General features: G+C 65.3%; 15 protein-coding genes and 1 pseudogene. 15 read left to right on the plus strand and 1 reads right to left on the minus strand.

Translation table 11 applies throughout. The features are described 5' to 3' along the window. Positions 1-33 precede the first annotated feature (33 nt). The 4 genes from DEM25_RS16525 (at position 34) to preA (ending at position 4337) form a co-directional block, all read left to right on the plus strand. Positions 34-1029 carry an ABC transporter substrate-binding protein gene (locus DEM25_RS16525; protein ID WP_109768429.1) on the plus strand — a complete coding sequence of 332 codons (996 nt, stop codon included), beginning with the start codon at positions 34-36 and terminating at the stop codon, positions 1027-1029. Between the two features lie 167 nt (positions 1030-1196). After that, on the plus strand, positions 1197-2546 hold the full coding sequence (locus DEM25_RS16530; protein ID WP_109768428.1) for an NAD(P)-dependent oxidoreductase: 1350 nt from the start codon (positions 1197-1199) through the stop codon (positions 2544-2546). Next, complete coding sequence (locus DEM25_RS16535) at positions 2543-3034, plus strand: ASCH domain-containing protein (protein WP_109768427.1); 492 nt, start codon at positions 2543-2545, stop codon at positions 3032-3034. The genes DEM25_RS16530 and DEM25_RS16535 overlap by 4 nt, the downstream gene beginning before the upstream one ends. Continuing rightward, entirely contained in the window at positions 3027-4337 is a 1311-nt protein-coding gene (gene preA / locus DEM25_RS16540) for an NAD-dependent dihydropyrimidine dehydrogenase subunit PreA (RefSeq protein WP_109768426.1), read from the plus strand. The genes DEM25_RS16535 and preA overlap by 8 nt, the downstream gene beginning before the upstream one ends. Positions 4338-4340: 3 nt before the next feature. Here preA and DEM25_RS16545 read toward each other — a convergent pair whose 3' ends face one another. Beyond that, complete coding sequence (locus DEM25_RS16545) at positions 4341-5249, minus strand: alpha/beta hydrolase (RefSeq protein ID WP_109768469.1); 909 nt, start codon at positions 5247-5249, stop codon at positions 4341-4343. An 81-nt stretch (positions 5250-5330) separates the two neighbouring features. Here DEM25_RS16545 and uxuA point away from each other — a divergent pair, with 81 nt between their 5' ends. The 11 genes and pseudogenes from uxuA (at position 5331) to pcaD (ending at position 16843) form a co-directional block, all read left to right on the plus strand. Further along, on the plus strand, positions 5331-6542 hold the full coding sequence (uxuA, locus tag DEM25_RS16550) for a mannonate dehydratase (RefSeq protein WP_109768425.1): 1212 nt from the start codon (positions 5331-5333) through the stop codon (positions 6540-6542). Next, the gene (locus DEM25_RS16555; protein WP_109768424.1) at positions 6529-7269 is read left to right on the plus strand and encodes a GntR family transcriptional regulator; all 741 of its coding nucleotides are present in this window, start codon (positions 6529-6531) and stop codon (positions 7267-7269) included. The genes uxuA and DEM25_RS16555 overlap by 14 nt, the downstream gene beginning before the upstream one ends. Before the next feature lie 58 nt (positions 7270-7327). After that, positions 7328-8543 (plus strand): annotated as a pseudogene (locus DEM25_RS16560) (ABC transporter substrate-binding protein). Positions 8544-8634: 91 nt separating this feature from the next. Beyond that, complete coding sequence (locus DEM25_RS16565) at positions 8635-9666, plus strand: carbohydrate ABC transporter permease (protein WP_109768422.1); 1032 nt, start codon at positions 8635-8637, stop codon at positions 9664-9666. Further along, positions 9666-10742: a carbohydrate ABC transporter permease gene (locus DEM25_RS16570; protein WP_109768421.1), complete on the plus strand. Its 1077-nt coding sequence runs from the start codon at positions 9666-9668 to the stop codon at positions 10740-10742. The genes DEM25_RS16565 and DEM25_RS16570 overlap by 1 nt, the downstream gene beginning before the upstream one ends. After that, positions 10739-11755, plus strand: coding sequence for an NAD(P)-dependent oxidoreductase (locus tag DEM25_RS16575; protein WP_109768420.1), 1017 nt, complete (start codon positions 10739-10741; stop codon positions 11753-11755). The genes DEM25_RS16570 and DEM25_RS16575 overlap by 4 nt, the downstream gene beginning before the upstream one ends. A gap of 22 nt (positions 11756-11777) precedes the next feature. Beyond that, the gene (locus DEM25_RS16580; RefSeq protein ID WP_306049477.1) at positions 11778-12887 is read left to right on the plus strand and encodes an ABC transporter ATP-binding protein; all 1110 of its coding nucleotides are present in this window, start codon (positions 11778-11780) and stop codon (positions 12885-12887) included. Further along, a complete protein-coding gene (locus DEM25_RS16585; protein ID WP_109768418.1) occupies positions 12884-13924 on the plus strand; it encodes a Gfo/Idh/MocA family protein in 1041 nt (346 codons plus the stop codon). The genes DEM25_RS16580 and DEM25_RS16585 overlap by 4 nt, the downstream gene beginning before the upstream one ends. 3 nt (positions 13925-13927) lie before the next feature. Beyond that, complete coding sequence (locus DEM25_RS16590; RefSeq protein ID WP_109768417.1) at positions 13928-14950, plus strand: Gfo/Idh/MocA family protein; 1023 nt, start codon at positions 13928-13930, stop codon at positions 14948-14950. Positions 14951-14952: 2 nt separating this feature from the next. Continuing rightward, entirely contained in the window at positions 14953-16038 is a 1086-nt protein-coding gene (locus tag DEM25_RS16595) for a Gfo/Idh/MocA family protein (protein WP_109768416.1), read from the plus strand. A gap of 4 nt (positions 16039-16042) precedes the next feature. Then, positions 16043-16843 carry a 3-oxoadipate enol-lactonase gene (gene pcaD, locus DEM25_RS16600; protein WP_109768415.1) on the plus strand — a complete coding sequence of 267 codons (801 nt, stop codon included), beginning with the start codon at positions 16043-16045 and terminating at the stop codon, positions 16841-16843. Positions 16844-16858: the final 15 nt, after the last annotated feature.

Raw genomic sequence — 16858 nt, forward strand, 5'->3', positions numbered from 1 at the left:
GATCAATCAACGGAGCAAACAGGGAGAACCAAAATGCGCAAATGGATAGCACTGGCCGCAGGTACGGCGATGGGGCTGACGGCGGCATCGGCCGCCAACGCCGCCGATGAACTGACGCTGCAGCTCAAATGGGTCACGCAGGCGCAGTTCGCCGGCTATTATGTGGCGAAAGACAAGGGCTTTTACGAAGAAGCCGATCTGGACGTGACCATCAATCCGGGCGGGCCGGACATCGCGCCGCCGCAGGTGATCGCCGGCGGCGGCGCCGATGTCGTCATCGAATGGATGCCCGCCGCGCTCGCCGCGCGCGAGAAGGGCGTTCCGCTGGTCAACATCGCCCAGCCGTTCCAGCGGTCGGGCATGATGCTGACCTGCCGCAAGGAAACCGGGATCGAGACGCCCGAAGACTTTCGCGGCCGGACGCTGGGCGTGTGGTTTTTCGGCAACGAGTTCCCGTTCCTGTCCTGGATGAGCCAGCTCGGCATTCCGACCGAGGGCGGCGATGACGGCGTCGAGGTGCTCAAGCAGGGCTTCAACGTCGATCCGCTGATCCAGGAGCAGGCCGACTGCGTGTCGACCATGACCTACAACGAGTACTGGCAGGTCATCGATGCGGGCTTCTCGCCGGACGATCTGGTCGTCTTCAACTATACCGACCAGGGCGTTGCGACGCTGGAAGACGGCATCTACGTGCTCGAGGAAAGCCTTGCCGACGAGGCGATGGCCGACAAGCTGGCGCGGTTCGTTGCGGCCTCGATGCGCGGCTGGGAATATGCCTGCGAGAACCAGCAGGAAGCGGCCGAGATCGTGCTTGAGAACGACGCGACCGGCGCCCAGACCGAGGAGCACCAGGTGCGCATGACCGGCGAGATCTGCAAGCTCATCGGCGATTCCGACGGAACGCTCGATACGGCTGCGGCCGAGACGACGGTCGACTCGCTGCTTGCCGGCGGTTCGGACCCGGTGATCACGGCCCGGCCGGAAGGCGCCTGGACCGACGCGATCATGAACAAGGTCAAGGGCATGTAATCGTCTTTCTCATGACGCGGAAAAGGCCGGCGAAAGCCGGCCTTTTTTGTTTCTGAGCAGGCGCAGAAAAAATTTGACCTTTTGATCAAATTATTGAAAGCTTTCGCCCACGACAAGCGGCCGCCAAGAGCCGTCGACAATTCGGGTTCTCGGAGGGAGACCGCGCGATGGCGCCAAACCGTGTTTCACCGGACATTCAGGCCGGGCGTCTGCCGGCCGATCAGTACGCCGACAATTTCGACGATCTGCACGAACCGCTCGACCGGCATGAGGCGGTTGTCGAGGCCGACCGCTGCTATTTCTGCTATGACGCGCCGTGCCAGACCGCATGCCCGACATCGATCGACATTCCGATGTTCATCCGGCAGATCTCGACCGGCAACGCCAATGGCGCGGCCAGGACGATCTTCGACCAGAATATTCTGGGCGGCATGTGCGCCCGCGTCTGCCCGACCGAGACGCTGTGCGAAGAAGTGTGCGTGCGCGAGGTGGCCGAGGGCAAGCCGGTCAAGATCGGCCTTTTGCAGCGCTACGCGACCGATCATTTCCTGGAAACGGCCGAGCAGCACCCCTATGAGCGCGCCGCGCCGACGGGCAAATCGGTGGCGATTGTCGGCGCCGGGCCGGCGGGCCTGTCCTGCGCGCATGCGCTCGCCCGCCACGGCCACGACGTCACCATCTTCGAGGCGCGCGAGAAGGCCGGCGGGCTGAACGAGCACGGCATCGCCGCCTACAAGACGACGGAGAATTTTGCCCAGCGCGAAGTGGATTTCATTACCGGGATTGGCGGAATCGCGATCAGGAACGGCATGGCGCTCGGCCGCGACGTAACGCTGGACGATCTGGTGGCGGGCCATGACGCGGTGTTCCTGGGCATGGGCCTGCCCGGGGTCAACGATCTGGGCCTCGAAGGCGACGATGCGGACAATTGCATCGATGCCGTCGCCTATATCGAGAAGCTGCGCCAGACCGACGATCTGTCGGCGCTGCCGGTCGGCCGCAACATCGTCGTCATCGGCGGCGGCATGACGGCGATCGATGTCGCGGTGCAGACCAAGCTTCTCGGGGCCGAGACGGTGACGATCTGCTACCGGCGCGGACCCGAACAGATGAACGCCTCGCAGTACGAGCAGGAGGTGGCGCAGACGCATGGCGTGACGATCCGCCACTGGCTTCAGCCGCAGGCGCTCGTGCGCAACGATGATGGCGCGGTCACGGGTATCACGCTCGAATATACGGCGATGAACGGCAAGCTGAGCGGCACCGGCGAGACCGTGACGCTGGACGCCGACCAGGTGTTCAAGGCGATCGGCCAGAAGCCGGTCGAGGGCCTCTTCGGCGGCGTCTCGCTCGATCTGTCGGGCGGGCGCATCTTCACCGATGACGACCGGCGCACGAGCCATGACAAGGTCTGGGCGGGCGGCGACTGCATCGCCGGCGGCGAAGACCTGACGGTGGTCGCCGTCGAAGACGGCAAGATCGCCGCCGCCAGCATTCACAAGCGGCTGACAGGATGAACGCGGAGGTCTCACGTTTCTGGTCGAGGTTCCGCGCGGCCCATCCGGATGCGGGCTCTGAACCGTTCGACGTCTTTCGCGTGGGCGATACCGACGAGAGCGCGGACGGAGGGGCCGATCTCATCGTGTCCGGCATCAAGACGGCAACGAGCTCGCTTCCCGAAGAGCTTGTCGACATCGGAATCCCGTTTCCGGGCGCCTTGAGCGTCGTGATCGACGGCAACGCCCGGCCCAGGGCCGTCGTCGAGACAATGCAGGTCAGTCAAACCCCGTTCGGCGAGGTCGATGCAATGTTTGCCCATGATTATGGCGAATGGGACCGCACGCTGGAGACATGGAAGGCCCGCAACGGCGCGCACTATCGCGCGGTCTGCGAAGGGCTGGGCCTTGAGTGGCACGAGCAGCGCGAACTGATCTGCGAGCGCTTCAAGGTCGTCTTTTCCGATACTGCGCATCACGCGCCAAGCAGGAGCATGAGCCATGGCTGATCTGCACACCAACTTTCTCGGCGTTTCGTCGCCCAATCCGTTCTGGCTGGCCTCGGCCCCGCCAACCGACAAGCAGTACAATGTCGAGCGTGCCTTCGAGGCGGGGTGGGGCGGCGTTGTCTGGAAGACGCTGGGCGAAGCCGGCCCGCCGGTCGTCAATGTCAACGGACCGCGCTATGGCGCGATCTGGGGTCCGGACCGGCGGCTTCTGGGGCTCAACAATATCGAACTGATCACCGACCGCGATCTCGAGGTCAATCTGCGCGAGATCGAGACGGTCAAGAAGAACTGGCCCGATCGGGCGATGATCGTTTCGCTGATGGTGCCGTGCGAGGAGGAGCCCTGGAAGAACATCCTCGCTTCGGTCGAACAAACCGGCGCCGATGCGGTCGAACTCAATTTCGGCTGCCCGCACGGCATGAGCGAACGCGGCATGGGTTCGGCGGTCGGTCAGGTGCCCGAATATATCGAGATGGTCGCGCGCTGGTGCAAGCAGCATTCCGACCTGCCGGTGATCGTCAAGCTGACGCCGAACATCACCGATATCCGCAAGCCGGCCGAAGCCGCCAAGCGCGGCGGCGCTGACGCCGTGTCGCTGATCAACACGATCAATTCGATCGTCTCGGTCGATCTGGACAGCTATTCGCCGGTGCCCTCGATCGACGGCAAGGGATCGCATGGCGGCTATTGCGGGCCTGCCGTAAAACCGATTGCGCTGTCGATGGTCTCGGAGATCGCGCGCCATCCCGAAACGCACGGCATGCCGATCTCGGGCATTGGCGGTATCCAGACATGGCGCGATGCAGCCGAATATATCGCGCTGGGCTGCGGCACGGTGCAGGTCTGCACGGCGGCGATGACCTACGGGTTCAAGATCGTCCAGGAGATGATCGCCGGGCTGGAAGCGTGGATGGATGAAAAGGGCCATGCGACGATCGAGGATTTCCGCGGCATGGCGGTGCCCAACGTCACCGACTGGCAGTATCTGAACCTCAACTACGTCACCAAGGCGCGCATCAACCAGGATCTGTGCATCTCCTGCGGGCGGTGCCACATCGCCTGCGAGGACACTTCGCACCAGGCGATCACCAACATGGTCGATGGCGTGCGCAAGTTCGAGGTGATCGACGAGGAGTGCGTCGGCTGCAATCTGTGCGTCAATGTCTGCCCGGTGGATGACTGCATCACCATGGAACAGATTTCCGGCACCGATCCGCGCACCGGCAAGCCGATCGATCCGGACTATGGCAACTGGACCGAGCACCCCAACAATCCGTCGGTGCAGCGGGAGGCGGCGGAGTAGGGCTCAGGCGCCGAGCGCGTTTTCGAGAAAGGTCAGCACCGCCGCCCGCATCTCCGGCGTTTCCTGATGGCCGGTGTCGGGTGATGTCAGTACAGTGAGTCGGTCCGAAGCGCGTTGCGTTTCATAGGCTTGGCGCAATCGGCTGAGCGCCGGATTCAAGGCGACGGGCGGCGTGAGCGGGTCTTTGAGGCCCGATGCGGCCAGTTGCGGGCGGGGAGCGATCAGAGCCGCTACATCGCCCATATCGCCATTTTCGAGCAGGCCCGGAACGGTCATGTAGATGCCGTGCAGATCGTGTGCATTGGTGTCGATCAGCGGACCTATATCGGCGAACGCGCACATGTGGGCGCAGGCGGCGATGCGCTCGTCGAGCGCGGCGAGCCAATAGGCGTGCGTCGCGCCCATCGAGATGCCGAGCGTGCCGATGCGGGCCGGATCGACTGCCGGGTGGGCGGTCAGGGCATCAAGCGCCGCCGTCAGATCGCCGAGCATTGCGCCGGACAGGGTCTGCCCGCGCCACAGCGCGGCCTTGGCGAGCGCGCTTTCCGTGCCGTCGAGTTGGCGGCTGCCGAAGCCGGACATGTCGATGCACAGGACCGCATATCCGCGTTCCGCGAGCAGCGGCCCGTAGGGCGGGTCCTGAAGCGCGGGTCGGCCGTCCACCAGTTCGGCGGCGCCGATATCGTAGCGGTTGCCATGGGCGTGGCAGTAAAGGATGGCCGGGGCTCGCCCACCGCCCGTTGCGGGCAGCAGCAAAATTCCGGCAATGGCGGGACCGGTCCCTTGCAGCGTGACGCGCTGGTGGCGGATGCCGTTACGCACCGTCTCGTCGTCCACGCCGATGCGAGCGGGTTCCGCGTCCGTCGGCGGCAGGCGCAAAAGCGTGCGCAGTTCGTCGCGCGTGATCGGCATCATGGGCCCCTTCGCGGGCAATAGCGGTTGCGTCCAAGGCTACTGGTATACTAGTGTTTCCGCAATTGGGAGAGACGTGTCATGCGGCAGACATGGCGCTGGTTCGGGCCGGTCGATAAGGTCACGCTCGCCGATGCGCGGCAGGCCGGCGCCGAAGGTATCGTCACGGCGCTGCATCATATCGCGCCGGGCGCGATCTGGCCGGTTGCCGAGATCGAACAGCGGCAGCGCGAGGTGGCCGCGCATCCGGACGGCCCGCCCACCGGGCTCGCCTGGGAGGTGGTCGAGAGCCTGCCGGTCTCCGAGGCGATCAAGACGCAGAGCGGCGACTGGCGCGGCGATCTGGACCGCTATGCCGAGAGCATGGCCAATCTGGCGGCATGCGGCATCCGCACCGTCTGCTACAATTTCATGCCGGTGCTCGACTGGACCCGCACGGATCTGCGCGCTCCGACCGCGGCGGGCGGGGCCGCGATGGTGTTCGATCTGATCGATTTCGCCGCGTTCGACATGCACATTCTGCGTCGGGTCGGCGCGCGCGACGATTACCCTCGCGCCGTGATCGACGCGGCGGCGGAGCGCTTCACGGCGATGAGCGGCGACCGCAAGGCCGAACTGGCCGCCAACGTGACCGCCGGGCTGCCCGGCGCGGCCGAGCATTGGACGCTGGACGATGTGCGCGCGAAACTCGCCGATTATCGCGGCATCGATGCCGGCCGGCTGCGCCGTCACCATGTCGATTTCCTCGAGGCGATGGCGCCTGTCGCCGAGACCCAGGGCGTACGGCTTTGCTGCCACCCCGACGATCCGCCATGGCCGTTGCTCGGTCTGCCGCGTGTCTGGTCGACGGCGGACGATGTGCGCCACGTCTTCGATGCCGTGCCGAGCCCGGCCATCGGGCTGACGCTGTGCACCGGTTCGTTCGGCGCGCGGGCCGACAACGATCTCGCCGCCATTGTGCGCGAATTCGGCCCCCGCATCCATTTCGTCCATCTGCGCAACGTGACGCGGGAAGCGGACGCGGTGCCATGCAGTTTCGCCGAAGACGAGCATCTGGCCGGTGACACCGACATGGTGGCGGTGATCGGTGCGCTTCTGGAAGAGGAGCGGCGGCGCAAGGCCGAGGGCAGGGCCGATTGGGAGATTCCGATGCGCCCGGACCACGGCCACGAGATCCTCGACGATGCGGCGCGCGGCAGCCAGCCCGGCTATCCGGCGATCGGCCGCTTGAAGGGCCTGGCCGAACTGCGCGGCATCATGACGGCGCTGGAGGCGAACCATGCCGCGGCCTGAAACCTATCGCGCCCTGTTCGACCCGGCTTCGGTCTTCGCCGAAGCCACCATCGATACGAGCCGACCGATCGCGCCGCAGGTCTATGACATGTTGCGAACGCGCATTATCGACAACCGGCTTCCGCCGGGCGCGGTAATCTCCGAGGCGGAGACGGCGCGGCTGTGCGCTGTCAGCCGGACGCCGGTGCGCGCGGCGATCCAGAACCTGGCCAGCGAGGGACTGGTGCAGGTGCGTCCGCAAGTGGGCACCGTGGTGGCGCCGCTGGACGAAGCGCGGCTCAACGAGGCGGTCTTCGTGCGGGCGGCCATCGAGTGCGCCGTCGTCCGGCACCTTGCCGAGACCGGCGCCGATCTGACCGGTCTCGAACCGCTTCTGGCGGCGCAGTTCAGGGCTGCCGAACATGACGACTACATGACGTTTTTCCGCCATGACGAAGCGTTCCACGCAGCGCTTGCCGGGCTGGCGGGCGTCCCCAATGCGTGGGGGCTGATCCAGTCGATGAAGGCGCATGTTGACCGCCAGCGTCTGGCGCTGATGTCGTCGATCAAGGGCCGCTCCATGGCGGCCTATCGGGAGCATCTGGCCGTTCTCGACGCGATTTCCGCGGGCGAAGCCGATGCGGCGGAGGCGCGCATGCGGGCCCATATCCATTCCGTGCTTGAAACCGGCGGGGCGTCGGGCCACGATCCGGTTCAAGATGGCGACAGGCGCTTGCGAGTGCCTTGAGACCATACTAGTATACCAGTAACGTTGGTACGTGAATGACCCTTGGGAGGAGACATAAATGACTGGACGTTTTGCAAAGAGGCTTGTGCTGGGCAGTGCCGCCCTGGCGCTGATGGCGGGCACAGCCCTCGCCGAAACCGAGTTGCGGATCACCTGGTACAATGACGGCAATGAGGGCGAGGTCATGCGCGATCTGCTCGACCGGTTCGAGGAGGCCAATCCGGACATCACCGTCGTTCTGGACACGGTGCCCTACAAGGCGATCCTCGAGAGCCTTCCGGTGCAGCTTGCCGCCGGCGAGGGCACGGACCTTGCGCGCGTCACCGACCTTGGCGGGCTTGCGCAATACTATCTCGACCTGACGCCCTACATCTCCGATCCCGGATATTGGGAGACCAATTTCGGCCCGTTCCTGAACTGGAAGCGCGAGCCGGGCAATGACAGCGCGATCGCCGGCTTCATGACCCAGCTCACCGTGACCGGGCCCTATGTCAACAAGACCCTGTTCGAGCAGGCCGGTGTCGAATTGCCCGGCGAGGGCGCCACATGGGACGATTGGGCAGCGGCATCCAGGCAGGTGGCCGAAGCGCTCGACATCGCCTATCCGATGGCCTGGGACCGCTCCGGCCACCGTGTTTCGGGGCCGGCGATCTCGATGGGCGCCAAGATGTTCACCGACGAGGGCGAGCCGGCGCTGGTCGATGACGGGCTGAAGATGATGGCCCAGAAGCTCTATGACTGGCACCAGGACGGCACGATGCCGAAGGAGCTATGGGGCTCGGTTTCGGGCAACCAGTATCTGGGCGCCAACGAGGAATTCGCCAACGCGCAGGTCGTCATGTACATGTCCGGCTCGTGGCAGATCCCGCAGTTCGCCGAAACGATCGGCGATGCGTTCGACTGGTGGGCGGTGCCCGCACCGTGCGGTCCGGCAGCCTGCACCGGCATGCCCGGCGGCGCCGCTCTCGTCGCCCTCAAGGACACCGAGCATCCTGAGGAAGTCGGCAAGCTGATGGATTACCTTTCGAGCGAAGAGGTGCTCGCCGAGTTCTACGGCCGCACGCTGTTCATTCCGGGCCATCTCGGCCTTGCCGAGGGCGGCGTGGACTNCCGCGTTCGATCTTCAGGGCTACGTCAACAACCGCGTCATGTTCAACGCGCTGATCTCGCGCCTCGGCGAGGCGATCGTCGGCGAGTTGACGCTGGACGAAGCCTATGAGCGCATGGAGCAGGACGTCGCCCAGCAGATCGCGGAGAAGGAACGCGACGGCTGATCGCCGTCTTGCATCCTTGCGCTATCGATCCGGCGCGGCCATGTGGTCGCGCCGGACCCCTGCCAGCCAGCGCTGAAAGGTGACCGGCTTCATGGCACTCAATGATGTCGCTCCGTCCGAACCGGTCACGCTGACCGATCGCGCCAAGGCCGCGGCCGCCTGGCCGATCAAGCTGCTGGCGACCGTTCTCGATGTGCCGTTCCGCTTTCTGCAGCGGATTTTCGGCATCGGCGCGATGCCCTATTTCTTCATCCTGCCGAACATGATCTTCTTCGGCACGTTCGTCGTCCTGCCGCTGTTCATCAATTTCGCCTTTTCGGTGACCGGCGGCACCAACCTGTTCCTCGCCGACCGGCCCTATGTCGGCGCCGAACAGTATGAGTTCCTTGCGACCTGCGCGAACCATTTCGATCCGGCGACATGCCGGGAGGACCGGTTCTGGCGCGGCATCTACAACACGATGGTGTTCGTGTTCTTCCAGGTCTCGCTGATGGTGCTGTTTTCGCTGATCACGGCGCTCATACTCAATCGCGACATTCGCTATCGCGGCTTCTACCGCGCGGCCTTCTTCTTCCCGGTGCTGCTGTCGCCGGTGGTCGTGGCGCTGATCTGGAAGTGGATCCTGCTGCGCGACGGCGTTCTCAATGCCGGCCTTGTCGGCATGGGGCTCGATCGCATCCTGTTCTTCGTCGATCCGCAATGGTCGATGTTCTGGGCGATCTTCGTGTCGATCTGGGCGAACATGGGCTTTTACACGCTGATCCTGCTCGCCGGCCTGCAGGCGATCCCGCCAGACCTCTATGAAGCGGCGGAGATGGACGGAACCAAGCCCGAGCGCGTTTTCTGGCGCATCACGCTGCCGCTCCTTTGGCCGAACATGCTGGTGGTCATCGTCCTGGCGCTGATCAAGTCCGTGCAGGTGTTCGACGAGGTGTTCGTCCTGACCGGCGGCGGCCCGGGCACCGCGACGCAGTTCATCGTCCAGTACATCTACACGACCGGCTTTTCGAGCCAGGTGCAGAATTTCGGGCTGGCCGCCGCCGCGTCCGTCGTCCTCGGCGTCGTCTTGTTCGTGCTCACGCTTCTCCAGCTTGCCGTCGTGCGCAGAAGGGATCAGGGCTGATGACGGACGTCGTTGCCAGACCGACCCGGACGCTCGGCGCATTGCTGACCGCGACGCGCGGCAATGGCCGGCTGCACTGGACCGATGTCTTCACCTATATCTATCTGGCATTGGGCGTGGCGCTGATGTTCGGGCCGGTCGTCTGGCTGGTGCTTTCCTCGTTCAAGACCCAGGCCGGGCTTCAGGAGTTTCCGCCGACGCTGCTGCCGCTCGGCCAGATCTCCGTCGAGGTCGAGGGCTATGACGAGCCGCTGCCGCTGTTCCGCGTGACCATGGAGGACGGCACGGTGGAGGAACTCGCGCAGGTGCGGCGCGTCGGCATCATGGCGCAGATGGTCGATCCCGATAATCCCGGAGAGCGCATCCAGGTGTCGATCAACGACCGCGAACCGATCCGCGAAATGCGTGTCGCTTGGGAGAATTACACAAAGCCGCTCGAGACCTTCAACTTCCTCACCTATCTGAACAATTCCGTCATCGTGACGGCGGCGGCGACGCTGATCACGCTGTTGATCAATTCGATGGCCGCCTACGGGCTGGCGATCTACGAGTTCCGGGGGCGCAACACGGTGATGCTGTTCGTCATCGGCACGCTGATGATCCCGATCACCATCATCCTGGTGCCGACCTATCTGGTGGTCACGCAGCTTGGCATGGTCAACACGCTGTGGGCAGTGATCATACCGGGCTGTGCGACGCCGACGGGCGTCTTCCTGCTGCGGCAATACATGCTGACCATTCCGCGCGACCTGATCGAGGCGGCGCGCATGGACAAGGCGTCCGAGTGGCAGATCTACTGGCGCATCGTTCTGCCGCTGTCGCTGCCGGCGATCGCGGTGCTTGCCATCTTCTCGGTGATGTGGCGCTGGAACGATTTCCTCTGGCCCCTGATCGTGCTCAACCGGTCGGAAGTCTACACGCTGCAGATCGGCCTGAACGCCTTCCAGGGCGAACTGAACGTCCAGTGGCACTTCGTGCTGGCCATGACCGTTGTGGCGCTGATCCCGGTGACGGTCGTGTTCGCCTTCCTGCAGCGCTTCATCACCACCGGCATCGCTTCGTCGGGCATGAAATGACCGTCATGCGCCCGCTGATCTTCATGGACCCGTTCCCGCGCACCGAGGCGATGGTGCTGACGCACGACGCGGAGGAGGCGTTGCGCGGCATGGGCCGGCTGGTCACCCATTTCGGATCGCGTGCGCCGGACGAACTTGTCGAGAGCATCTTGGACGAGGTCGCTGTCATCATCGGCCAGACGGCGATGGATCGCGCCCGGCTCGACCGCGCGGTGAACCTCAAGGCGATCGTCAACGTCAAGGCGAACTGGGAGCCGAACATCGATTATGGATACGCGCAGGCGCGCGGCATCCATGTGCTGTCGGCGGCGCCCGCCATGGCACCGGCCGTTGCCGAGTTCTGCCTCGGACAGGCGATCAATCTGGCGCGCGGGCTGGTTGCGGCGGACGCGGATTTCAGAGCCGGGACCGAGCGCTACGGCATCGCCGGCAACGGCACGGCCTATTCGCTGTTCAACGCGCCGGTCGGCCTGATCGGCTACGGCAATCTGGGCCGCGCCCTCGTGCCGCTGCTGCGGCCCTTCACGGATCAGATCGCCGTGCACGACCCGTTCCTGTCGGACGCCTTTCTGGAGGGAGAGGGGCTTGAACCGATGCCGCTCGACGATCTGCTGCCGACCAGCCGGTTCGTCTTCCTGCTGGCCGGTGCGACCAGTGAGAACGAAGGCTTTCTGACCGCGGAGAGGCTGGCGGCGATCCCGGAAGACGCCAGCGTCATCCTGGCGTCGCGCGCCGAAGTGGTGGACTTCAAAGCGCTGCTTGGCGAGGCCCAAAGGGGCCGGCTGCGGGTGGCCATCGATGTCTTTCCCGAAGAGCCGGTGCCGGTGGAAGACGCGGCGCGACAGACGGACAACGCGCTCTTTTCGGCGCATCTGGCCGGCGGGATGGAGGCGTCCTATGCGCGCATCCGCGCCATGATGATCGACGATGTGCGGCAGATCCTCGCCGGGCTGCCGCCGATGCATCTGCAACGCGCCGAACCGCGCCTGGCGGCGATGGCGCGCAGCCGGTAACGACACAAAGAGCGGGGGTCCGGTGACAGAAATCCAGTTGAACAAGGTCAAGAAGGCCTATGGCGATGTCGAGGTGATCCACGGCATCGACCTGCATGTGCAGTCGGGCCAGTTCGTGGTCTTCGTCGGCCCGTCGGGATGCGGCAAGTCGACCCTGTTGCGGATCATCGCCGGTCTCGAACCGGTCACCGGCGGCGATGTCGTGATCGATGGCGATGTGGTCAATGCGGTGCCAGCGTCCGAGCGCGGGCTGGCCATGGTGTTCCAGTCCTATGCGCTCTATCCGCACATGACGGTCTACAAGAACATGGCGTTCGGGCTCGAGAACTCGAACATGCCGCGCGCCGAAATCGAAAACCGCGTCCACGAGGCAGCGAAGCTGCTGCAGATCGATCCCTATCTGCAGCGGCGGCCCAAGGCCTTGTCGGGCGGCCAGCGCCAGCGCGTGGCCATCGGTCGGGCCATCGTCCGCGATCCCAAGGCGTTTTTGTTCGACGAGCCGCTGTCGAACCTCGACGCCGAGCTGCGTGTCACCATGCGCAAGGAACTGGCGGCGCTGCACGCCAAGCTCGGCGGCACGATGATCTATGTGACGCACGACCAGGTGGAAGCCATGACGCTGGCCAACACGATCGTCGTCCTCAATGCGGGCCGGGTCGAACAGGCCGGCTCGCCGCTCGAACTCTACAACACGCCCAAAAACACGTTCGTGGCGGGCTTCATCGGTTCGCCGCGCATGAATTTGATGGAAGCGGTGGCCCAGGCGGGCGAGGACGGCGGTGTTGTGCTGCTCGCCGGCAGCCAACGCATTTCGCTGCCGCCGATCGAGGGCGTGGAGCCAGGCGACGGCGTCACCTTCGGCATCCGGCCCGAGCATATGGACATTGTCGATGAAGGGGACGCCGACATATCGGCGCCGGTCGACCTGACCGAGCAACTGGGCGGGGAGACCTATCTCTTCTGCACGCCGGAGGGACTGCCGCAGATCACGGTGCACCAGCTTGGCCAGTTCCCGGTCGGCCGCGGCGAGATGGTGCATCTGCGTTTCCGACGCGAGGTGCTGCATGTCTTCGATGCCGAGGGCAAGGTGATCGTCAACGGCATCGACGCAGATGGTGGAGCGGCCGGATGACATCGACCAAGTTTGGTGTCGGCGTAATCGGCACGGGCATGGCGGCCAAGCCGCATGCGCTGGCGCTGAAAAGCCTTGAGGATCGCGTCACCGTGCGCGGCGTCTATTCGCGCACCGAGGAAAAGCGCGCCGCCTTTTGCGCCGAATATGGCTTTGCCGAAGCGGAATCGATCGACGCGCTGGCGGACGATCCGGAGGTGAAGGCGGTCATCGTCATCACGCCGCCCAACCAGCGCACCGAGCTGGTCGAACGGTTCGCCACAGCCGGCAAGCATATCCTGATGGAAAAACCGGTCGAGCGGACAAGCGAAGCGGCGCGGGCCATCGTTCAAACCTGCGAAACCGCCGGCGTCGAACTCGGCATCGTCTTCCAGCACCGATTCCGGCAAGCCTCGCAAGTGCTTGCAAAGCTTGTCGCTTCCGGCGATCTGGGCGCGATCGGCCTGGCGCGGGCCAATGTGCCCTGGTGGCGGGATCAGAGCTATTACGACGAGCCGGGCCGCGGCACCTATGCGCGCGACGGCGGCGGAGTTCTCATCTCCCAGGCGATCCACACGCTGGACCTGATGCTGTCGATCGCCGGGCCGGTTTCGGACGTGCAGGCGGTGGCCGGCACGACGCCGTTCCACCGGATGGAGGCGGAGGATTTCGTCGCCGGCGGAATGCGCTTTGAGAGCGGCGCGATGGGCTCGGTCATGGCGACGGTAGCCGCCTTTCCGGGCGAGGCCGAGTCCATCACGCTCGACTGCGAAAAGGGCTCGGCGCATCTGCGGTCGGGGACGCTGACGGTCCAATGGCGTGACGGGCGTGCCGAGACGTTCGGCGAGTCGGCCGGCGGCACCGGCGGCGGCGCAGACCCGATGGCGTTTCCGTTCGACTGGCACCGCGACCTGATTTTGGACTTTGCCGATGCGGTCGAAGCGGGACGGGCGCCGTCCGTGACCGGGCGCGAGGCGCTGAAAGTGCATGATCTGATCGATGCGCTCGTCACTTCGTCGCGCGAGGGGCGCGCAATCACAATCCGGAACGGGGACTGATCCATGTCGTCTTTGACGGTGGGGGTGATCGGCATCGATCACCGGCATATTTTCGGCCAGTTGCAGGGCATGCTGGATGTCGGGGCCACCTGCAAGGGCTGGTGGACCGAGGGCGATCCGCAGCCGGTCGAGGGCTTCGTCAAGCGCTTCCCCGATGTGCCGCGGGTCGCCGACCGGCGGACGCTGCTGGACGATCCGGAGATCGACCTGATCCTTCTGGCCGACATTCCCGTGCGCCGCGCCGACCGTGCCATCGAGGCGATGCGCGCGGGCAAGGATGTGATGACCGACAAGCCGGGCTGCACGACGCTCGACCAACTGGCGGCGATCAAACAGGCCGTCGCCGAAACCGGCCGCATCTGGTCGATCGATTTTTCCGAGCGGTTCGAGGTTCCGGCCAACCAGAAGGCGGCCGAGCTGGTCGCCGATGGCGCAATCGGTCAGGTGATCCAGACCGTCGGGCTCGGTCCGCACCGGCTGAACCGCCCCACGCGGCCGGACTGGTTCTTCGATGAAGCCGCCTATGGCGGCATCTTGTGCGATATTGCCAGCCACCAGATCGACCAGTTCCTGTTCTTCACCGGCTCCGACGATGCGGAGATCGTCGCATCCTCTGTCGGAAACTTCGCCCATCCGGACGATCCGGGCCTGCAGGATTTCGGCGAGGTGCTGCTGCGCTCGGACAGGGGCAACGGCTACATCCGCGTCGATTGGTACACGCCCGATGCGCTGCCGACCTGGGGCGACGGGCGGCTGACGATCCTGGGCACCGAAGGCACGATCGAGATGCGCAAATATGTCGATGTCTGCGGGCGCGACGGCACCGACCATGTGTTCCTGGTCAATGGCGAGCGCTGCGAGCATTTCGACGCGTCCGGCGAGAAGCTGACCTATTTCGAGCGCCTTGCCGCCGATGTGCGCGACCGCACCGAGACGGCGATGAGCCAGACACACTGCTTCAAGGTGATGGAGCTGGCCCTGAAAACCCAGGCGCAGGCGGTGCGCCTCGGCCATCTGAGGAACTGACCATGCCGCACGTGGCGATCTTAGGCGCCGGCATCGGCGCGCAGCACATGGACGGTTATCGTGCGCTGCCCGATCGCTGGAAGGTGATGGCAGTCTGCGATCTCGACCCGGACAAGGCCGATGCCGTGGCGGCGAAGTCGCCCGGTTGCAGCGTGACCGCCGATATCGACGAGGTGCTCGCCGACCCGGATATCGATGTGATCGACATCTGTCTGCCGCCGCATCTGCACGCGCCGGTCGCCATAGCCGCGCTCGAGGCGGGCAAGCATGTCATCTGCGAAAAGCCGCTGGCGGGATCGGTCCGCGATGCCGACCGGATGGCGGCGGCGGCCGACAAGGCCGGTCGCATGCTGGCGCCGGTGTTCCAGTACCGCTATGGGCGCGGCCTTTATCAGCTTGCCGAATTGCAGCGGCGCGGCCTGTCCGGCAAACCGCTTGTGGCGACGCTGGAAACGCACTGGAACAGGGGCTCGGATTATTATGCGGTGCCGTGGCGCGGCCGATGGCGCAGCGAAGGCGGAGGGGCGGTGCTCGGCCACGCGATCCATGCGCACGATCTGGTTACGCGTTTTGTCGGGCCGGTGACCGAGGTGACCGCAATGACCGATACGCGGGTCAATGCCATCGAGACGGAGGATTGCGCGGCGCTCGCCATGCGGTGCGAAACAGGTGCGCTCGTCACGTCGTCGGTCACCCTGGGCGGGGCGCGCGACACATCGCGCCTGCGCTTCGTCTTCGAGACGCTGACCGCCGAAAGCGGGCGCAACCCCTATGCGCCGGGCGCCGACGACTGGACGTTCGAGGCGCGCGCGCCGCTCGGCCAGTCCGCGCTGGACGATGTCTTGTCGGAGGCGGCGGCCGGCATCGATGCCCGTCCGGTCGGCTATGCCGGCCAGTTCGCGGCGATTGCCGATCATCTGGACAGCCGTGCGGCAGATATGGTGACGGGGCAGGAAGGTGTGCGCTCGATCGAGTTCGTCGCCGCGGTCTACAAGTCGGCACGGGCCGGCCAAACCGTCCGCCTGCCGCTTGACCGCGCCGACCCGATCTGTAGGGACTGGGCACCCGAACCGCCAAAGGGAGACTAGGCCGGTGCAATTTGCCCAGATCAATGGCGTGACGCTTCACTATCAGGTCATCGGTGCGGCCGAGGGCAAGCCGACGCTGGTCTTCGCCAACTCGCTGGGCACCGATTTCCGCATTTGGCGCGATGTCGTGGTACGGCTCGTCGGCGAATTCGGTCTCGTCCTCTACGACAAGCGCGGCCATGGCCTGTCGGATGCGCCGCCGGCGCCTTACGCCATGGACGATCACGTCGCCGATCTGGCGGGGCTGCTCGATCATCTCGCGGTCAAGAAGGCGACGGTCTGCGGCTTGTCGGTGGGCGGGATGATCGCGCTGGGACTGTTCAAGGCGCGGCCCGATCTCGTCCGCTCGCTGATCCTGTGCGACACCGCGCCCAAGATCGGCACCGAAAAGCTCTGGAACGACCGGATCGAGACGGTGCGCGACAAGGGACTTGCGGCGCTGACCGATCCGGTGATGGAGCGCTGGTTCACACCCGCCTTCCGGCGGCCGGACAATGCCGAATATCTCGGCTACCGCAACATGCTCGTCCGCCAGCCGGTCGAGGGCTATGCCGGCACCTGCGCGGCGATCCGCGATGCCGACTACACCGACATCGCCAGGACGTTGACGGTGCCGGCCTCATGCGTGGTCGGGGATCAGGACGGCTCGACGCCGCCCGCGCTGGTCGCCGAAATGGCCAAGATGATCCCGGACGCACGGTACGACGAACTCAAGGATTGCGGGCACATACCCTGCGTCGAGCAGCCGGTGGCGCTTGCCGACATCATTCGCGCCTTTGCCGCCGCGCCGTCGGACGCCGGCTGACCGGATTGCAGGCAG

Source organism: Oceaniradius stylonematis, from assembly GCF_003149475.2.
Classification (GTDB): Bacteria; Pseudomonadota; Alphaproteobacteria; order Rhizobiales; family Rhizobiaceae; genus Roseitalea; species Roseitalea stylonematis.